This window comes from Croceimicrobium hydrocarbonivorans, assembly GCF_014524565.1.
In the GTDB taxonomy this organism is placed as follows: domain Bacteria; phylum Bacteroidota; class Bacteroidia; order Flavobacteriales; family Schleiferiaceae; genus Croceimicrobium; species Croceimicrobium hydrocarbonivorans.
Genome location: NZ_CP060139.1, coordinates 1960495 through 1979124, shown reverse-complemented (window position 1 = coordinate 1979124; position 18630 = coordinate 1960495). Strand labels below are relative to the sequence as shown.

12 protein-coding genes are annotated in these 18630 nt (G+C 44.9%); 7 read left to right on the top strand and 5 right to left on the bottom strand.

What is annotated here, in order from left to right:
• Positions 1–16 precede the first annotated feature (16 nt).
• Positions 17–1180 carry a methionine aminotransferase gene (locus H4K34_RS08920; RefSeq protein WP_210760476.1) on the top strand — a complete coding sequence of 388 codons (1164 nt, stop codon included), beginning with the start codon at positions 17–19 and terminating at the stop codon, positions 1178–1180.
• Here H4K34_RS08920 and H4K34_RS08915 read toward each other — a convergent pair whose 3' ends face one another.
• The 3 genes from H4K34_RS08915 to secA form a co-directional block, all read right to left on the bottom strand.
• Positions 1181–2620 carry a hypothetical protein gene (locus H4K34_RS08915; protein WP_210760475.1) on the bottom strand — a complete coding sequence of 480 codons (1440 nt, stop codon included), beginning with the start codon at positions 2618–2620 and terminating at the stop codon, positions 1181–1183. It lies immediately after the preceding gene.
• The gene (locus H4K34_RS08910; RefSeq protein WP_210760474.1) at positions 2621–3214 is read right to left on the bottom strand and encodes an RNA polymerase sigma factor; all 594 of its coding nucleotides are present in this window, start codon (positions 3212–3214) and stop codon (positions 2621–2623) included.
• 145 nt (positions 3215–3359) lie between these two features.
• On the bottom strand, positions 3360–6701 hold the full coding sequence (gene secA / locus H4K34_RS08905; protein WP_210760473.1) for a preprotein translocase subunit SecA: 3342 nt from the start codon (positions 6699–6701) through the stop codon (positions 3360–3362).
• A gap of 141 nt (positions 6702–6842) precedes the next feature.
• Here secA and H4K34_RS08900 point away from each other — a divergent pair, with 141 nt between their 5' ends.
• Positions 6843–7970 carry an FIST signal transduction protein gene (locus H4K34_RS08900; protein WP_210760472.1) on the top strand — a complete coding sequence of 376 codons (1128 nt, stop codon included), beginning with the start codon at positions 6843–6845 and terminating at the stop codon, positions 7968–7970.
• On the top strand, positions 7957–10104 hold the full coding sequence (locus H4K34_RS08895; protein ID WP_210760471.1) for an ATP-binding protein: 2148 nt from the start codon (positions 7957–7959) through the stop codon (positions 10102–10104). Before H4K34_RS08900 ends, H4K34_RS08895 begins: the two co-directional genes overlap by 14 nt.
• A 29-nt stretch (positions 10105–10133) precedes the next feature.
• Here H4K34_RS08895 and H4K34_RS08890 read toward each other — a convergent pair whose 3' ends face one another.
• Positions 10134–10358 (bottom strand): DUF2795 domain-containing protein, encoded by a 225-nt coding sequence (locus H4K34_RS08890; protein WP_210760470.1) that lies wholly within the window; start codon positions 10356–10358, stop codon positions 10134–10136.
• Positions 10359–10454: 96 nt separating this feature from the next.
• The gene (locus H4K34_RS08885) at positions 10455–10997 is read right to left on the bottom strand and encodes a cob(I)yrinic acid a,c-diamide adenosyltransferase (protein ID WP_210760469.1); all 543 of its coding nucleotides are present in this window, start codon (positions 10995–10997) and stop codon (positions 10455–10457) included.
• Positions 10998–11080: 83 nt separating this feature from the next.
• Here H4K34_RS08885 and H4K34_RS08880 point away from each other — a divergent pair, with 83 nt between their 5' ends.
• The 4 genes from H4K34_RS08880 to H4K34_RS08865 all read left to right on the top strand — a co-directional run bounded on the left by H4K34_RS08880 (position 11081) and on the right by H4K34_RS08865 (position 18603).
• A complete protein-coding gene (locus H4K34_RS08880) occupies positions 11081–11491 on the top strand; it encodes an arsenate reductase/protein-tyrosine-phosphatase family protein (protein WP_210760468.1) in 411 nt (136 codons plus the stop codon).
• Positions 11492–11533: 42 nt separating this feature from the next.
• Positions 11534–13369 carry a cation:proton antiporter gene (locus H4K34_RS08875; protein ID WP_210760467.1) on the top strand — a complete coding sequence of 612 codons (1836 nt, stop codon included), beginning with the start codon at positions 11534–11536 and terminating at the stop codon, positions 13367–13369.
• Positions 13370–13673: 304 nt separating this feature from the next.
• Positions 13674–14948 (top strand): glycoside hydrolase 5 family protein, encoded by a 1275-nt coding sequence (locus H4K34_RS08870; protein ID WP_210760466.1) that lies wholly within the window; start codon positions 13674–13676, stop codon positions 14946–14948.
• The gene (locus H4K34_RS08865; RefSeq protein WP_210760465.1) at positions 14935–18603 is read left to right on the top strand and encodes a glycosyltransferase family 2 protein; all 3669 of its coding nucleotides are present in this window, start codon (positions 14935–14937) and stop codon (positions 18601–18603) included. Before H4K34_RS08870 ends, H4K34_RS08865 begins: the two co-directional genes overlap by 14 nt.
• Positions 18604–18630: the final 27 nt, after the last annotated feature.

Sequence of the window (18630 nt, the reverse complement as noted above, 5' to 3'; positions counted from 1 at the left end):
ACCGAAATTGCGCAAAATGTCCGATTCCGATAAACCCCTCAGCTTTAGCGGAAACTTAAGTCATGTAGGGGAAACCATTTTCAGCAAAATGACAGCCTTAGCCAACAAGCATAAGGCGGTGAACTTATCACAGGGTTTTCCCGATTTTCCGGTAGACCCCGAATTAATTGAGCGGGTTCACTTTTACGTTGATAAAGGACCGCATCAATACGCGCCCATGGCCGGGCATCTGGCATTTCGGCAAGAACTCTGCAAGCTTAGCGATCAAGAATTTGCCAGCCCCTACCAGGCTGAAACTGAAATTTGCATTACCGCAGGGGCCACCCAAGCCCTAGGTACAGCCCTAGCCTGCGCCATTCGTGAGGGTGATGAAGTGATCGTTTTTAGCCCCGCCTACGATTCCTACTTCCCCATGATAGAATTGTATGGTGGTCGCCCTATCACCATTAAACTTCAGCACCCCGACTATAATGTAGATTGGAATCAGGTTAAAAGGCTAATTAGCCATCGCACCAAGATGATCATCATTAACAGTCCGCATAATCCCAGTGGCCGCACCTGGAAAGAAGATGATTACCTCAAATTACAGGAGCTGGTAGGTGATTCCAATATTCTCATTTTAGCTGATGAAGTGTATGAGCATTTGGTTTTTGACCCAAAAGAGAAACGCAGTGTACGCCAGTTCCCAGAGCTTAGAAAGCGTTCCTTCGTAGTAGGTTCCTTAGGGAAAACAGTGCATGTTACCGGTTGGAAAATTGGCTATTGCATGGCCCCGGAGAATCTGATGCGGGAGTTTAAAAAGGTGCATCAATACTTTGTATTTAGCATTAACCACCCCTTGCAATGGGCCCTGGCTGATTACCTACCCAATCTGGATTTGAACAGCTTGGGTAAGCTATTTAAGGAAAAGCATGATTGGTTCTTTCGCAATCTACAGGAGCGCACGCGCTTTAAGCCTTTGGCCAGCGAGGGAACCTATTTTATGCTGATTGATTATTCTGAGATCAGTCAGGAGCCAGAATTGGCTTTCGCCGAAAGGCTTACCACCGAATTTGGAGTAGCCAGTATTCCGCTTAGTCCCTTTTACAGAGATCCGGTAGATAATAAAGTATTACGCTTGTGCTTCGCCAAGGATGATCAAACTTTAGAGCAAGGAGTAGATGCCCTATCCAAGCTCTGATTACTGCAACTTCATTTGCAGATTGAGGTTTAGACCCATTGAATAAGGGATTACCTCAAAAGGATAGTCTTCTGTATAAATACTATTGGTAAAGTACATCAAGGTAGGCTCAAGTCCGATGTTCATATTGGGACTCAAATAATACTGTACCCCTAATTTAAGGCTACTGGAAGCCATATACTTACGGTAGCTGCGATCCTCTAGGTCGATAAGCTCCAAAGTACGATAGTCGATGGTAGAGCCTTGTGCTTCAAGGAAGTAAAGTAAGCTAAAGCCAAATTCGAGATTAATCCGAAGATGATCTGAAGCCCAAGGCTGGTAGCTAATGTTCAAGGGGAAGTTTAAGAAGTGAAAGCTATTGAGGTCGCTAAAGGCAATACGCTGCGGGTCCTTCAACAAGGTGTAGTTGATGATCTCCCCATCCTCATCAAAGTTTGCATGACGGAAATTAACGAAATCGAACTCCGCATTATAGCTATTGTTAATGTACTCTATTCCACTATTTAGGTAAGTGATCGGTCCGATACGCTTGCTAATTTCCAGACCGATATTGATGTTCACCCCGGAAGTCTCTGACGCCTGCATGGCATCAATAAAGTCGCTATGAAGTAAAGAACGTTTTAGAGGATCGATCTTAAACTCGCGGAATGCGAAATTGGGATAGATGTTTAGACTGTAAGACCAGGGACGCTTTTCTTGTAGCGGACTGATATAAGGGCCGGTTCTGGTTTGAATAGTAGGTTTAAAGCCTGGCCTACGTGCCTTAATATCGTTCTCATTCAAGGTCATCTTAGGCAATTCATAATCGAAGGGGAAAGGGCCTTCGCCAATCTTTTCACCATCTTTTAGAATGCTGCCCGCAGGTAGGTTTTTGATTTTTGCCTGATGCTCCGGGCGGGAAATGATTTCCTGTAAACTCCATTCTTCGAGAACTTCATCATCAGTATTATCCGTAGTCGCCACCTCAGTCGCATCGGCCATAGCCAGCAAAGGGCCCTGAGCTTGCGCCGGACCTTTGGGATTGTTCTGACTCAATATTTTAGGAGGCGCTTCCAGTTTTGGACTTTGCTCCGAAGTAGAATTCTGGTCTAAGTCCACCACTTGGTTATTGGATGCCGGGGTTCGAAGTACTTCCAGAGATTTGGTACTTTCCGACTCCTGCTCCATTCTCGTAGCTGGTTTGCTTTTCGTTTCCTGGACCGGAGCATCGAAAGCCTGCTCCTGATTCCGCCGAAGCGGCCAATCACCACTAATAAAGGTTTGGCTAAAGCCCAAGAGGAGCAAAACGCTCACCATCCCTGCCACGCGTTTCATTTGTCGGATGCGCGTAGCCCGACGCAATTTGCGCTCAAAATCCAGCCAGTCCGTTTGGGAATCTCCATCCAGAAGACCCAATTTACTGCGGACAAAATCCTCGATATGTCGTAATTGCTTTTTCACTTATGCTTCACCTCGTAGTTTTTTTACCAAGAGTCTCTTGGCTTTGGCTAGTTGGCTTTTACTGGTTCCTTCACTAATGTCTAGTTCCTCAGCTATTTCGCGATGGCTATATCCATCTAAAACATACATGCTGAATACGGTGCGGTAGCCCAAAGGCAGTTCATTGATCTTTTCAAAAACCTCCCTTGCACTCATTTCTTCGCTTTCTTCCATTTCAAAGAACTGAGGATCGGGTTCCGGAATTTGTACATCTTCCAAATTCACCTTAATTCCTTTGCGAACTTCCTTGCGAATAGCGCTAATGCTATTGTTAATCATAATCCTGGTAATCCAGGTTTGCAGGGAAGCCTGTCCTTTAAACTTTCCGATATTCAAGAAAACCTTGATAAATCCGTCGTGCATTAAATCGCGAGCATGCTCCTGATCCTTTGCATAGCGACGGCAGATATTCAGCATCTTGCCTGAGAACAATTCGTAAACCCGTTTCTGCGCAAGCTTTTCCCCCGCCGCACAGGCGATCACCAACTCTTGCTCGGAGTTGTTTAGCAGAATTTCCTTGGGGGGTCGATAAGCCTCCAGGTCCTCCAGCCGCATGATATGGTCGGGTTTAGAGCTCAATGGAAATCGGGTTCTTTTGATAATAGACGCAGAGTAAAATGAAGCGTTGTCCAATTTAGTAAAAAAAAAGAGGCCTTCTTTGCAGAAGACCTCTTTAACATCTCATTATCCGAAACTTAGACTATGAATCTATCACAATCCATTGGCCACTGGCCACCATATTTTCGGCTACTTTATACTTTAAATCGCGCTTTTCACCCGTACTAAGATTCTGAATAGTAACCTGTTCATTACGTCCAAACTTCTTTTCGGCTACTACCGGTTGACGTTTTGGAGCCGCTTTGGGCTGCTCACCGGAAGGGCTGCTTCCATCTGCTGATGGATGCGAAGTTTGCATATTATCATAAGCACTGCGCTGTGGGGCACGTGCTTGCTGTACCTGCTGCGCATCTTGATTAGGCAATTGACCTTTAAAGAGGAATGAAGCAATTTCTCGGTTCATTTCATCCACCATAGAACGGAATAGTTCAAAGGCTTCGAACTTATAGATCAATAATGGATCTTTCTGCTCATACTGGGCCGTTACTACGCTCTGGCGCAAATCGTCCATATCGCGTAAGTGTTCCTTCCACTTATCATCAATCAAGCCCAGGGTAATGGATTTTTCAAAATCGCGAATCAACTGGCGACCTTGGCTATTTACTGCTTTCTCAAGATTGGTAACAATCTGCATTTGCTTGGCCCCATCCGTAAATGGAATCACAATATTCTTGTATTGCTGGCCTTGATTTTCAAATACATTATTGATAATTGGTAATGCCATTTGAGCAATGCGCTCATTCTTGGAGGTGTAGGCCTTCATTACCGCTTCATGAATGGAGTTCACCAATTCATCCGGAGTACCTTTCTCAAAGCTTTCCTGACTAACTGGAGTGTCCATACTGAATACTCTCAGCATTTCCAGCTTAAAGCTTTCGAAGTCCTTAGTTGGCTGGGTTTCATTTACCACTGCCTCTACGGTTTCGTAGAACATATTGGCAATATCCACCTGCATACGCTCACCGTATAAGGCATGGCGACGACGACGGTAAATTACCTCACGTTGTGAGTTCATTACATCATCATACTCCAATAGGCGCTTACGGATACCGAAGTTGTTTTCTTCGACTTTCTTCTGGGCTCTTTCAATACTGCGGGTAACCATACTGTGCTGGATTACCTCACCTTCTTCCAGACCCATGCGGTCCATAATCTTGGCCACACGCTCCGAATTGAAGAGACGCATCAATTCATCTTCCAGAGAAACGAAGAACTGAGAACTACCGGGGTCTCCTTGACGACCAGAACGTCCGCGTAACTGGCGGTCTACCCGACGTGAATCGTGACGCTCCGAGCCAATAATCGCCAAACCTCCGGCGGCTTTTGCTTCAGGCGTAAGCTTAATGTCGGTACCCCGACCTGCCATATTGGTTGCGATGGTCACCTTTCCGGGCTGACCGGCTTCGGCTACGATTTCGGATTCCTTCTGGTGCAATTTCGCGTTCAGAACATTATGCGGAATCTTACGGATTTTAAGAGCACGGCTTAAAACCTCCGAGATTTCTACATTGGTGGTACCTACCAGCACTGGGCGGCCTTCTTCTACCAGTTTGGAGATTTCTTCAATAATCGCATTGAACTTCTCCCGACGGGTACGATAAACCAAATCTTCACGGTCGTCGCGAATAATTGGTCTATTGGTAGGAATTACGGTTACCTCCAATTTGTAGATATCCCATAATTCTTCGGCTTCCGTTTCTGCTGTACCGGTCATCCCGCTCAGCTTATTATACATCCGGAAGTAATTCTGTAAGGTAACGGTCGCATAAGTTTGCGTGGCCGCTTCGATCTTTACATTTTCTTTGGCTTCAATCGCCTGATGCAATCCGTCAGAATAGCGACGCCCGTCCATGATACGACCGGTTTGCTCATCAACGATTTTCACCTTATTATCCATCACCACATACTCATTGTCCTTTTCAAACAAGGTATAGGCCTTGAGTAATTGGTTCATGGTGTGAATGCGCTCACTCTTAATAGAGAAGTCGCGCATAATTTCATCCTTGCGCTTGGCTTGCTCATCTGCCGGCAGGCCTTCTGCTTCCAATGCGGAAAGCTGAGTGGAGATATCCTCCAAAATAAAGAAGTCCTTATCGGTATCGCCAGAGATCAGCTCAATACCGCGATCGGTAAGGTCAATTTGATTGCTTTTTTCATCGATGGTGAAGAAGAGTTCATCATCAACAAGATGCATGTTTTTATTCTGCTCTTGCATGTAGAAGTTTTCCGTCTTCTGCAAGAGAGTCTTAATTCCTTCTTCACTCAAGAATTTAATCAGAGCCTTGTTTTTAGGCATCCCGCGATGCACTCGTAAAAGCTTTTTAGCTCCTTCTTCTTTTTCTTCTTTATTGCCGGATGCAATTAAGCTCCGTGCTTCGCGCAATTCGCTGGTAGCTAAAGCTTTTTGGGCATTTACCAATTTTACCACATGGGGTTTCAATTGGTTAAATTCCTGGCGATCGCCTTGTGGGGTTGGTCCGGAAATAATTAATGGTGTACGAGCCTCATCAATTAATACGGAATCCACCTCATCCACAATCGCGTAATTATGGACTCTTTGTACCAAATCCTCGGGGCTACCCGCCATATTGTCGCGCAGGTAGTCGAAACCGAATTCATTATTAGTACCATAGGTAATATCTGCCTGATAGGCCTTGCGACGCTCCTCGGAATTAGGGCGGTGACGATCTATACAGTCTACACTTAAACCGTGGAATTGATACAAAGGTCCCATCCATTCAGAGTCACGACGCGCCAGGTAATCGTTTACCGTAACCACGTGCACCCCGCGCTTGGGAAGGGCATTTAAATATACAGGGAGGGTAGAAACCAGGGTTTTACCTTCACCTGTTGCCATCTCAGCAATAGAGCCTTTATGTAAAACCGATCCACCAATAAGCTGCACATCATAGTGCATCATATCCCAATGAATATCGGCACCAGCGGCTTTCCACTGGCTACTCCAAATCGCCTTGTCTCCTTCTATACGAACCCCATCGAGAATGGCTGCCATTTGGCGATCGTGCTCATTGGCACTTACTACCAACTCACCGTTTTCTTTCCAGCGACGGGCCGTTTCCTTCACTACAGCGAAGGCCTGAGCTCTAATACCATCCAAAGCACTTTCAATGCTTTCGGTTATTTTTTCGTTGAGCGCATCAATCTGCTCGTAGTATTGTTCCTTTTGCTCAACCTCCTCTTCTTGCTCAATCTTTTCGCGCAATTCAGCAATTTCCTGCTCCTCATTTTGGATGGCTTCCTGAATCTTAGCCTGGAACTCAGCGGTACGAGCACGGAGTTCGTCGTCAGATATTCCTTTAAGTTTTTCGAACTCAGCGTTAACCTCGTCTACTAAAGGTTGAAGGGCTTTCATATCTCGGTCACTCTTGGTGCCGAATATCTTGGCGAGAATGTTTCCCAACATTTAATTTCAATTTTGTCTTAAGCGAAGGATCGCAAAGGTATTAAAAGGTGTCGCGTAAGCCTCATAGAAATTAGGCGCTAAAAGCCTTTTTTCACTCAAGGCTTAGGAATATTCGTAAATTAACTTCCTTAAAGCCCCTGCATGAAAAGCTATCAATTAAGCCTTCCTCAAAATTCGATGGACGGCCTCAATCAAATTGATTTCGAGCCTCAACTTATTTTGATCTTCGGAGGAAAAACGCTTCTCCAACAAAGCGACTGGGTTCAAGAAATACGCCGGAAATTTCCGCAAGCCATAATGGCAGGCTGTTCCACGGCAGGAGAGATTTCGGGCACCACCGTAAGCGATGAAAGCTTATCGCTTAATTTTCTGGCCTTCGAAAGAAGCGAAGTACGCTATCAAGAATATGAAATTCAGGATAATGCCCAGAGCTACGAAGCTGGGAAAACCCTGGCCCAGAGCTTCGAAGCGGAAAACTTAAAGCATCTCTTTGTTTTATCCGACGGACTTAATGTTAATGGTAGTCAATTGGTAGATGGATTGCGAGAAGGAATTCCAGAAAATGTTTCTATTACCGGTGGATTGGCAGGTGATGGCCCCCTTTTCGAGCAAACTCTTTTAATTGATAATGAAGGCCACTTAAAAGATCAACTCTTAATTGCCCTGGGCTTTTATGGAGACCTTGAGGTGAATTACGGATCTATGGGAGGTTGGGATTCATTTGGAATTGAGCGACTGGTTACCAAAAGTCGAAATAATGTGCTCTATGAACTCGATCATCAACCGGCCTTACAACTCTATAAAAGCTTTCTGGGTGATGAAGCCCGAAATCTACCCGCCTCCGGCCTGCTCTTCCCCCTAAGCATGCGCTATTCGGAAGACAAGCAACCTCTGGTGCGCACCATTTTGGGGGTGAGCGAAAAAGATCAAAGCCTAACCTTTGCTGGTGATATCCCAGAAGGTTCTTCGATCCGACTGATGAAGGCGAATGTAAATCGTTTAATTGATGGAGCCGAAGAAGCCGCTGATCTAGCAAAACTGCCTTTCACCGAATTTGCCATCTGTATTAGCTGCGTGGGTCGTAAATTAGTTCTACGCCAAATTGTGGAGGAAGAAATTGAAGCGGTAGCCGAGCTTTTAGGGCCCGATTGCCTCTTAACTGGCTTCTACTCCTATGGCGAAATTGCTCCTTTCAAAAAGGGCGCAGACTGTGAGTTACACAACCAAACCATGACCATAACCAGCTTCTCCGAAATTGAAAAACACTGATCTCCATAGATTATTACGAAGACAAATTCGGAAGTACCTCAATGATGATGAGGAAATTCCCGCTGGGTTTTTAAAGGCGGTAAACCAAGCCTATCTGGATTTTGATCAGGATATAAAACAAGCTGAAAACATTTTAGAGCTCAGTTCTCAAGAACTCTTTCGAGCTAACCGGGAACTGCGCAAAACCATCGAAACCAAAGCGGCCGAAGCCGATGCTTTAAGCGCACGCTTATCGCGGATCGTTAATAATGTTCAGGAGGTAATCTTTCAGACCGACATTAATGGTTGCTGGACTTTTTTGAATTCGGCCTGGGAGCGAATTACCGGCTATTCTGTTGAAGAAAGCTTGGGTACCAGCTTCACCACTATGGTGTATCCAGAAGATAAGGAAACCAGCATGTACCATCTTTCGGAGCTGGTAAATGGCACAGAAACTACCAGTCGCTATAATTTAAGATACATCACCAAATCGGGAGAAACCCGCTGGACCGAAGCTATTGTTACGTTAGACCTCGACCCTGATGGTCGATTACTGGGCGCCTCCGGAACCCTTACGGATATTAATGCCCGTTATGTGGCTGAAGAAAAGTTACGTCAGGCCAGCTATAACCTCAATCAGGCGCAAGCCTTAACCAAATTGGGCTCTTTTGAGCATCCGATATCCGCGAATGGGAATTCCTATTGGTCTTCTCAAATGTTCCGCCTCCTAAACCAACCGGGAATAAACGCACCGCAGCTAAGTGACCTGCTGGAAGTGGTAGATGAACCCTGGCGGGAAAAACTAAGTATTGCCTTTAATCAGCTTATTGAAGACAATCAGGAATTTAGGATGGAAGTTTCGGTGAATCAGGAAAAAGCCTGGATGTTGGTTCGCGCTGAAAAGCAAAAAGGACGATTAAGCTCCGGCGAGGTTATCACTGGAACCCTTATGGATATAACCGAAAGAAAGGGCTTTGAAAAAGAATTGATTGCAGCCAAATTAATGGCTGAAAAGGCTCTCGCCGCCAAATCGGATTTCCTGTCTAATATGAGTCATGAGATCCGTACCCCCATGAATGCCATTGTGGGACTAACCGAGATCTTACTGCAAGAAAAAAATCTGGACCCCACCGTTCTTCGCAATTTGGAATTAATAGAATATTCCGCCGATAACCTATTGGTAATTATTAATGATATTCTGGATTATTCGAAGATTGAGGCCAATAAAGTAGAGCTGGAACAGATTCCCTTCGACCTCCGAAACCTACTTAATAAGCTACTGGAAACCTGGCAATTAAAAGCTCGACACAATAAGGTGGAGCTGCTATTGGAGATCGATGATCAAATACCCGATCAGCTGCTGGGCGACCCCTATCGTCTCAATCAAATACTCCTAAACCTGATTAGCAATGCGCTTAAATTCACTCGTGAAGGAGCGGTAAAAACTTCGGTGCAAGTAAAGCTCAATAAGGGTGAAGAATGGGATATCCTCTTTAAGGTGCAGGACAGCGGCATTGGCATTTCTGCCGAAAAACTGGGTAGCATTTTCGAAAGCTTTACCCAAGCTTATACCGATACCACTCGCAACTTTGGCGGCACTGGTTTAGGGCTGGCCATCTCCAAAAGATTGGTAGAACTACAGGGCGGTGAAATTTGGGTGGAGAGTAAAATCGGCGAAGGCAGTTGCTTCTACTTCAATGTTATTCTGCATGAAAGCCATGAAAGTGCTAGGAAGGATCCCGAGCTAGAGGCAGATCTGAGCAATGGCCTAAATGGCATTGAGATTTTGGTGGCCGAAGACAATAAGGTGAACCAAATGCTGATTATGCAGGTTTGCAAAAATTGGAATGCGCTCATAGAGATAGCCGACAATGGTAAAATCGCCTTGGAAAAAAGCCGCGAAAAAGAATACGATGTAATCCTAATGGACCTCCAAATGCCCGAGATGAATGGCTTTGAGGCGGTGCAGAATATTCGACATGATGAAAGCAATCGCAATTTTAAAACGCCCATACTAGCGCTTACGGCGGATGCAATGCCGGAAACCAAAAACTATGTGAAGCGCAATGGCTTTAATGGCTATATCACCAAACCCTTTAAAAGCGAAGAACTTTTAAAGGAAATCACCATTTGTATGGAGCAAAATCAGAAATAAAAAAGCCCCCAAAATGGAGGCTTTTTGTTTTAGTATTCATCTTCATTCCACAGGAAATCCTCTTCCGAGGGGTAGTCAGGCCAAATGTCTTCGATGGATTCATAAACTTCTTCCTCCTCTTCTTCCATCGCCTGAAGGTTTTCTACCACTTCCAATGGCGCACCGGTTCTGATCGAATAGTCAATCAGTTCATCTTTAGTAGCAGGCCAGGGAGCGTCGCTCAAATAGCTTGCAAGTTCTAAGGTCCAGTACATACGCGTTCGCTAAAGTGTTAGAGTCAAAATTTTTGCAAAAATAATTTTTTCAAGGACCTACGCAAGTGGAAATTCACAAGGATTGTCCTAAGGGTCTCAAGGTTTCCATTTGGTTTCCACCCCATTATGCTTAAGCGTGAAATAGCGCGCCAGCGTAAAAAGGTAGTCACTCAGTCGGTTTAAGAAAGGGACTATTACTGGATGAACGGCTATTTCTTGGAGCTCCAAATCAATTACTCGTCTTTCGGCTCTGCGGCAAATAGTGCGTGCTACATGGGCATAAGAAGCACTTAAATCACCACCCGGAATAATGAAACTTCGCAATTGCTCCAGCTCCAAATTCATGGTATCCATATCCTCTTCCATCTTTTTAATGAGCTCTTCTTTAATCTCCGGAAGAGGGTATTTGTTCTTTTCGGTAGCCGATAAATGCGAGCCAATCGAAAATAGGGTGCTCTGAATTATTTCAATATCCGCATTAAAATCACGGAATTTTGCACTGTCCTTCATTACCGCAATGCAGGAGTTCAGCTCATCTACGGTGCCGTAGGCTTCAATTCTTGCATGATTTTTAGCAACCCTCTCCCCTGATACTAAGGAGGTTTGCCCTTTATCGCCAGTTTTTGTATATATCTTCATTCCCTATAGGGTCTATTTTAATAAATTCACGAAGCAATATTAGCATATCAAGGGGGAAGGTAAATTGTTCAAAGAAATTCAAGGTGTCACAAATACTGATTGTCGGGCAAGAAAACGCCATTCGAAGTCAAATGCTGGAGGGAATATTAAAAAAGATACTGGGCCACAAATCCCGAATTTACAGTTGTGGTTTTGAGCCCAGTGGTGTGGACCCACAAGCGATACGCGCTATGGCCGAAGAGCAGGTCGTTATTGCTGGCCATACTTCCGATGCCCTCGAAGAATTCCACAGTTTTCAGTTTGATCACATTTTCTTCTTCCCCATAGAAAAGGAAGAACATATCCAATCACTTTTCCCTCAAAGCAAGCTTATACACTTAGCCATCCCCGAAATTTCAGGCTATGGTGGCCTCGAACGTTTAGAGCAGATTAGACGTTTACGAAGTGATTTGCAAGAAAAGGCGCAGGAGCTTATTGCCGGCTACCTTTCCTGAATAATCTTTGTCGTATATTAAAAAACCAAAAAGCACCTGTAGATGGAGGGAATGGCCGAATTAGCCAGCATTCTGATTCTTAGCGTATTTGCGCAATGGATGGCCTGGAAAATTAAAATTCCAGCCATTCTACCATTAATTGTAATTGGCCTGGCCCTGGGACCTGGTTCCACTTATTTCACTGCCAATGGTGAGAAAATTCTGGATGGCGATCATATTTTTTCTGGAGACCTCCTTTTTGCTTTCGTATCCATCTCGGTAGGAGTTATCCTTTTTGAAGGGGGCCTTACTTTAAAGCTGCGCGAAATTCGGCATCAGGCAGGAGTAGTTCGTAACCTCTTATTTTTTGGACCCATTATCACCTTAGTCGGTGGTGGCTTTGCTGCTCATTATTTAATGGGCATGGATTATACCCTTTCCTTTTTGTTTGGAGCCCTAATCATTGTGTCCGGTCCAACGGTAGTAACCCCCATTTTACGAAACGTAAGACCCAATATTCGCATTAATAATGTGCTAAAATGGGAAGGTATTTTAATTGATCCCCTTGGGGCCTTAATTGCGGTTTTGGTTTATGAGTTTATCCAAACCTCCGACTTTGCCAGCCCTAGTACTACCGGTGTTTTTAAAGAATTCTTTTTAACTGTAGCCTCCGGAATGTTTGTAGGGGGCATGGCCGCTTTTTTCCTGCGCTGGCTGCTTCAAAAAAATCGAATCCCCTCCTACCTCCGCAATGTGATGGCCTTGGGGATGGTAATCTTCGCCTTCACCTTTGCAGAGTTTCTGGCGCATGAGGCAGGCTTAATGTCGACCACCTTTATGGGTATTATTCTGGCCAATGTGAAAGTGCAGGAACTCAAGAAAATCCTCTCCTTTAAGGAAGACGTGAGTATCATTTTAATCTCGGTACTCTTCATCCTGCTTTCCAGCCGAATTCATGTTGAGCAAATTGAAAAACTCGGCCTTAATGCCTTAATCCTCTTTGGGATTGTAATTCTCATTTTACGTCCCTTGGCCGTATGGCTCAGCACCCGAAACTCTGGCTTCAATTGGCGCGAAGTGGTGTTTATGTCTTGGGTGGGCCCGAAGGGAATTGTGGCTGCAGCAGTGGCCTCTCTTTTTGCCCTGCAACTAACTTCTGGGGAAAGAGCGGATGTAAATGTGGCTCAGGCCGAATTGATTTTACCCCTTACCTTTTTAATGATTGTGGGAACGGTAATCCTGCAAGGCGCTACAGCTAAGCCCTTTGCCCGATTGCTAAAAGTAGAGCGTGAAGAGCCCCGCGGTTTTCTGATCGCCGGTGCTAATGAGAACTCCCGTTTCCTAGCTCAGTTCCTACAAGATCAAGGCGTGGATGTGATTTTAGCAGACACCTCTAAAACCAATCAACAAGAAGCTCGACGCATGGGCTTCGAGGTTTTTGAAGGCAGTATCCTCAGCGATAATGTATACGAAGAGCTCGACCTCAATAATATTGGGATACTCATGGCCATGACCTCCAGTGCGGAGATCAATGGATTGGCTTTGAAGTATTTTGATGAAGAATTCGGATCCAATAAAACCTTCAGACTCTGCAGCAAGAAGGAGCAGGAGCTGCCAGAGATTGAGCATCCCCCCTGTGTTTTATTTGGTGGGCGGGTCGACTATCTAAACCTGGCCCAATCGGTTAGGCAGGCGAAGAAAATGACCATTCGGGATTGCAACAATATGGAAGACTACGAGCAAATTTGCAAAGAGTACCATTCGCAGATCATCCCCATGTTCCGAATCCACAAGGAAAATTTGGAGGTTATCGCAAGAGACCTACCCGATTTTAGCAAAGGTGATCAATTGGCATTCATCCCGCTGCACAATGCCAGAACTTCATCCAAAGACGCTTAATTTGGTGATGAAGGGCTCATTTTAGAGTGTGAATGTTAATATCTTTAGCCTGTCGCTAAGTCCATTTAGTAAGGTTGGGGGTTTTATTTAAGGAAGATTTGCCCGCCCGAGCAAGCATTAATCGGGATTTCCCAAAATTGATCTCCATTGGAAAAAAGCAGAAAGACCAAGAATTGATCTGCTCGAATGAACTTATCGAATGTTGAAAATTAGCAGATTCCGAAATATTTTAAGCATTAGGAGCGTCTAAGTTTGTAAAATGCCAATAGTATCAATCCCCCACCAACTGACATAAGACGCTGACATGCTTCGCCTTATACTAATACTATTTCTTTGCGGACTCTTAGCTTCCTGTCAATACCAGAGGCCTGAAGATGCCAGGGTTCAGATTCAAGAAATCGAAGGACAGGCACGCTTTACCATTGATGGGCAGGTACATGAAATTAAAGGCCTAGCTGGTCATACTCATTTGCAGGAGGCCCATAGTATAGGTGCCAACACCATCCGCACCTACGATACCACCGGATTGCAATCCATTTTAGATAGCGCTCATCATTTTGGACTTAAAGTAGTTGCCGGCATTTGGCTTCCTAAGAGTCATGTTCCTTGGCTTTATAAAAACGAAGAGCAAAGAGTTAAGCTGAGTAAGGAACTAGCAGTTTTAGGCAGGAAGTATCGCGATCATCCGGCGCTTCTAAGCTGGTGCCTGGGCAATGAGCTGATCTTTTACGATCTGATGGATTTTGATTTCTCCAGCACTTATAATCGCCTTTTAGATTCACTTCGCAGCGGAGATCCGGAACATCCTGTGGGAACGGCTTTTGCCAATTATGGCCATAAGGCTATTCTCAATTTTGCCCTGAAAATTCGTAGCCTGGATTATCTCATCATCAACACCTTCGGGCGCTTACCCAAATTAAGTGAGGATATGAATGACCTGGACTTTCTCTGGTCGAAACCTTTCTTAATTGGGGAATTTGGTGAAAATGGGCCCTGGGAAACAGAATGGACAAAATGGGGTGCCCCTTTGGAACCCAGCAGCAGTCAAAAAGCGGAAATTACCGGAAGGCGATTTAAGGAGCTCCCGCGCGAGCATCCTAATTTTTTAGGAGCACTCTTTTTCAATTGGGGCTGGCGCCACGAACAAACCGACACCTGGTTTAATGTCTTCTCTAAAGATGGAGAACGCAGCGCTCTTTATTACGCCCTGGCAAAGCAATATGGCGATAGCCCGGTGCCAGAAATTCCAAAAATCAAAAACCTTAAAATTGACCATGGCACTAATGCCAATGACTTTTGGTTTGAAAGCAATCAATGGCATGAAGCCCAATTGGAAATCCCCGAAAGTCTAAACCAAGACAGTTTAGAAATTCGTTGGTCTATACGCACCGAGGATTGGTTTTTCTTAAAAGCTGATAGCCCGCCGCCTCTGCCTGATCTGATTGAGTACGCCAGTGATCGTCAGAAAATTCGCTTTAAAACTCCTGGCAAAGCTGGTCCTTTTAGGCTCTATGTAAGTATTCACGATCGCTCCGGGCATTTTGCTGCGGCTAACCTTCCTTTCTATGTGGTACAATAGAAGTCGCCCCAAGCCTGTTATTGCGCCTAGTCCGCGCCAGCGTTTCGTAATTCGGGCGATGATCATAGTGGGTATTGCAGCTATGGTACTTTTCTTCACCGAAATTACCAGGAAGGAGTACATCGGCTACCCTTACTTTTACTATCCCTTACTCTTTTCTTTGGGATATATGGGCCTGCGTATTTTATACGAATGGTACCATTACTGGGATATGTCAATACCGGAAACCCCAGCGCTAAAGCAAGATTTTTCGGTAGACATCTTTACCACCTTCGTTCCGGGAGAGCCCTATGATATGCTCATCCACACGCTGGAAGCGATTCAAGCGATTAGTTATCCCCATACCACCTATCTCTGCGACGAAGGAAACGACCCTTACCTTAAAGAGCAATGCGAACGCCTTGGGATTGTGCATGTATATCGTGGCACAGTAAAAACCAATGCCAAAGCCGGAAATATCAATCATGCGATATACACCCATGCAAAGGGAGATATCTGCTTGATTTTGGATCCGGACCATGTTCCGGCTCCTGACTTTCTGGATTGGGTTTTACCACACTTCCAAAATCCCGAAGTGGGCTTTGTTCAAGTAGTACAGGCCTACGACAATATTTACGAGAACCTCATCGCCAAAGCCTCGGCCCAGCAAACTTTTCAATTTTACGGGCCCATTATGATGAGCATGAACAGTTATGGCACTGCTCAAGCGATTGGCGCTAACTGTACCTTCCGCCGCAAGGCTTTGGATAGCATTGGCGGACATGCTCCGGGCCTCGCCGAAGACATGCACACCTCCATGAAGCTGCATGCCGCGGGATGGAAATCGGTTTATGTACCGCGAGTTTTAAGCCGAGGCCTGGTACCCAATACCTTATCTGCCTATTACAAGCAACAGCTTAAATGGTCGCGCGGGGTTTTTGAATTATTGGTCACCACCTATCCCCGTATTTTCAGCAAACTAAGCTGGCGACAAAGGTTTCATTATGGCCTGCTGCCCTGGCATTATTTCATGGGATTCCTCTTCCTGATCAATTTCATGATCCCCATTTTATCGCTGTTTAGCTCTTACATTCCCATGCAAGTGGGCTTGGCCTACTTCCTCACTTTTGCAGCGCCGCTCTTGGTATTCATTATCCTCATTCGACATTATGTCCAAAAATGGGTTATGGAAGAAGACGAAAGGGGTTTCCACGTACAGGGAGGACTGATATCGATTGGTACCTGGTGGATTCATGCCTTGGGTTTTGTATATACCCTGCTTCGCCGCAAGGTGCCCTATAATCCTACTCCCAAAGATGGACAAGAGGAAAATACCCTGCGCTTAAATATCCCCAATTTGGCCATGGCCGGCCTAAGCATTGCGGCAATTATCTATGGCCTTTGGCGCGACTTCAATCCCTATAACCTAATTATGGCGGGATTTGCGGGTCTTAATATCCTGTTTATTGGTTTCGTATTCTTTGCCAGCATGCAAAATCGCTGGCGAGCCTATAAAAAGGAAGTGCCCTGGCTCGAGCGATTGTTTGTTCGCATTTGGTACCTTAAAGATTGGTTTTGGAAGGTGCGCCACGGCTCCTATCAATTTGTACGATCAGTAGCTTTTCCAATAGTTATTCTCTTGGCTGGTTTCCTTTGGTATATAAGCTTACAGCGCGATATCACCAATATGGAAACCACCAAGGAAGACCCCAAATTGGCGCAACATTTTGTGGCCGATCAAAATGCAGAATCACCCTATCGGGTTCAATATCGCTCCTTTCCCTTTTTAAGTCCGGCTATCCCAATCGAAGGATTTTTACTGCGTTGCAATGGCAATCAGAAATACCCCTATATCCATTGGCAAATCCAGAATGACAGCATCAGCTTAAAAGCTTTCCATAAACTTCTCCTGGATGGACATTTCGATAGCCAACTTGGTATTTGGTCCGAGGCCATTAAAGTCTTTAAACATCCCATTTATTTAGCTCCTTTTCCAGAATACGGAGCCAGTTCCAGTCTACAAATCCAAAAGAAACATAAAGAACTCTGGGAATACTTAAATCACTTCTTTAATCTGGAAGGGATCAATAACCTCATGTTGGTTTATAACAGCCCCAGCCCTGAACTAATTGAAGCCTCCTTCCCCGGTTTTAAATATTTGAAGTTTATTGAAATTGATGCCGGGGTGATGCTCCAAAGTGAAAATCCTTTAGACAGCCTCCAATCCTATTTAGTGCGGGCCAGTTTTCAAAATGATGTGCCTTGGGTACTACGTTTTAAAGAAACGGTAAGTGAATCTAATCGGGATCTCCTGGACAGTATAAGCAGTCTCTATCCGAACTTTAGCGGTATCCTTTGCACAGATGCTAAAGACCCTATTGCTGATGGTTTAAGCAGGCCCTTCCGATTTTTCCGACAAAACCAGGTACCCGAACCCCAAATGGTGGAGCGAGAAAATAAAATCACCCCTCTTAAATCCGCATTCTACTCGCAAACAAAAATGGCCTGCAATTATTACAAAGGCTTGGATTGGAAACACACCAAGCATCCTCTATTCCGCAGGGTTATTGAATCGGATTTTAAGGAAATGAAAAGCCTCGGCATAAGCCATATCAATCGCTACGGACCGAGCTTTTACGATGCTAACATATTTAAGGAAGCGGAAAAAGAAGGACTGGAAATCAGCTATTGTTTCTACATCGGCGATATCAAAAGCTTCAGTCCGGAGAATGAAGAATTGCAAGCGGTCGAAAAAAGCATTTTGGACTTAGTTCGCGATAATCGTGATGAAAAGAGTATTGTGGCCTGGCATTTAGGCGGAGCAGCCTTTAGCCAATTATCCCAGTTCTACCAAGCACCACAGCTCTTGTACGAAGAAGATCATCTTATCCGCTGGTTAGATAAAATGAGTAAGGAAATAAAAGCGCTGGATTCTACCCGACCGCTTTCTGCCGAATTAAACTTTAGCGTAAACCTTATAGAAGAAGCCCGAAGCATCTTTACTGGAGCTAGATATTTGGATGGCATTGGGGTAAATATTGAAGAAGGACAAACCAATTTGGCCGAATTGCAAAAAAGGATGGCGCAATGTCAAAGTCCGCTTTTTATCCAATCGGTTGGCCCGGATTTAGGTGTTCCCCTGGCACAAATGGGTTTTAGGGTTAGCTTTAATGCCTGGCAAGATGATATCTTCTCCAGCCATGTTGCTTTACAAGGCCTTAAGAATTTGGATGGATACAAAAAGCGAGGCTATGCTAAGTTGGAAGCCGCTCAGATAGACTCGGCTACTAATCCACTAAGCAGGGCCGAAGAGTTTAAGGTGATTCCTTTGGCAAGAGCGGCCTTTAGCGGGCAAAATCAATCCTATCTCTGCTTGCTCAAAGAAAATGGAAAGTGGCGGGCCTTGGATGAAGAGAAGGTCCAAGTAGATTGGTACCTCCTCAAGCTCGATAATTTTAATGAGCCAGCTTTAATCAAGCGACTGCGGGAAAAAGGGCCCTATATATCCATTCAGCTGCCGGAGGCCAGCCATCGCTATCAATTAGTGGCCTATTTGATTAAAGATGGCTACACCCTGGGTACGCGCAGCAGCCTGAGCACTCCTCTCTATTTTGGTACTGAGCTACATAAACCTACTCGTGAAGAACTCGAGTATCAGCGAAAGAAAAGCCTCTGATTGCTTTAGTACCTTTGTCCAAAATCC

Bases quoted from the DNA above. Each gene is read 5' to 3' on its own strand.
- H4K34_RS08885 (WP_210760469.1), bottom strand. From the start codon at position 10,997: ATGAAGATATATACAAAAACTGGCGATAAAGGGCAAACCTCCTTAGTA.
- secA (WP_210760473.1), bottom strand. From the start codon at position 6,701: ATGTTGGGAAACATTCTCGCCAAGATATTCGGCACCAAGAGTGACCGA.
- H4K34_RS08910 (WP_210760474.1), bottom strand. From the start codon at position 3,214: ATGCGGCTGGAGGACCTGGAGGCTTATCGACCCCCCAAGGAAATTCTG.
- H4K34_RS08920 (WP_210760476.1), top strand. From the start codon at position 17: ATGTCCGATTCCGATAAACCCCTCAGCTTTAGCGGAAACTTAAGTCAT.
- H4K34_RS08875 (WP_210760467.1), top strand. From the start codon at position 11,534: ATGGAGGGAATGGCCGAATTAGCCAGCATTCTGATTCTTAGCGTATTT.
- H4K34_RS08900 (WP_210760472.1), top strand. From the start codon at position 6,843: ATGAAAAGCTATCAATTAAGCCTTCCTCAAAATTCGATGGACGGCCTC.
- H4K34_RS08870 (WP_210760466.1), top strand. From the start codon at position 13,674: ATGCTTCGCCTTATACTAATACTATTTCTTTGCGGACTCTTAGCTTCC.
- H4K34_RS08890 (WP_210760470.1), bottom strand. From the start codon at position 10,358: ATGTACTGGACCTTAGAACTTGCAAGCTATTTGAGCGACGCTCCCTGG.
- H4K34_RS08865 (WP_210760465.1), top strand. From the start codon at position 14,935: ATGTGGTACAATAGAAGTCGCCCCAAGCCTGTTATTGCGCCTAGTCCG.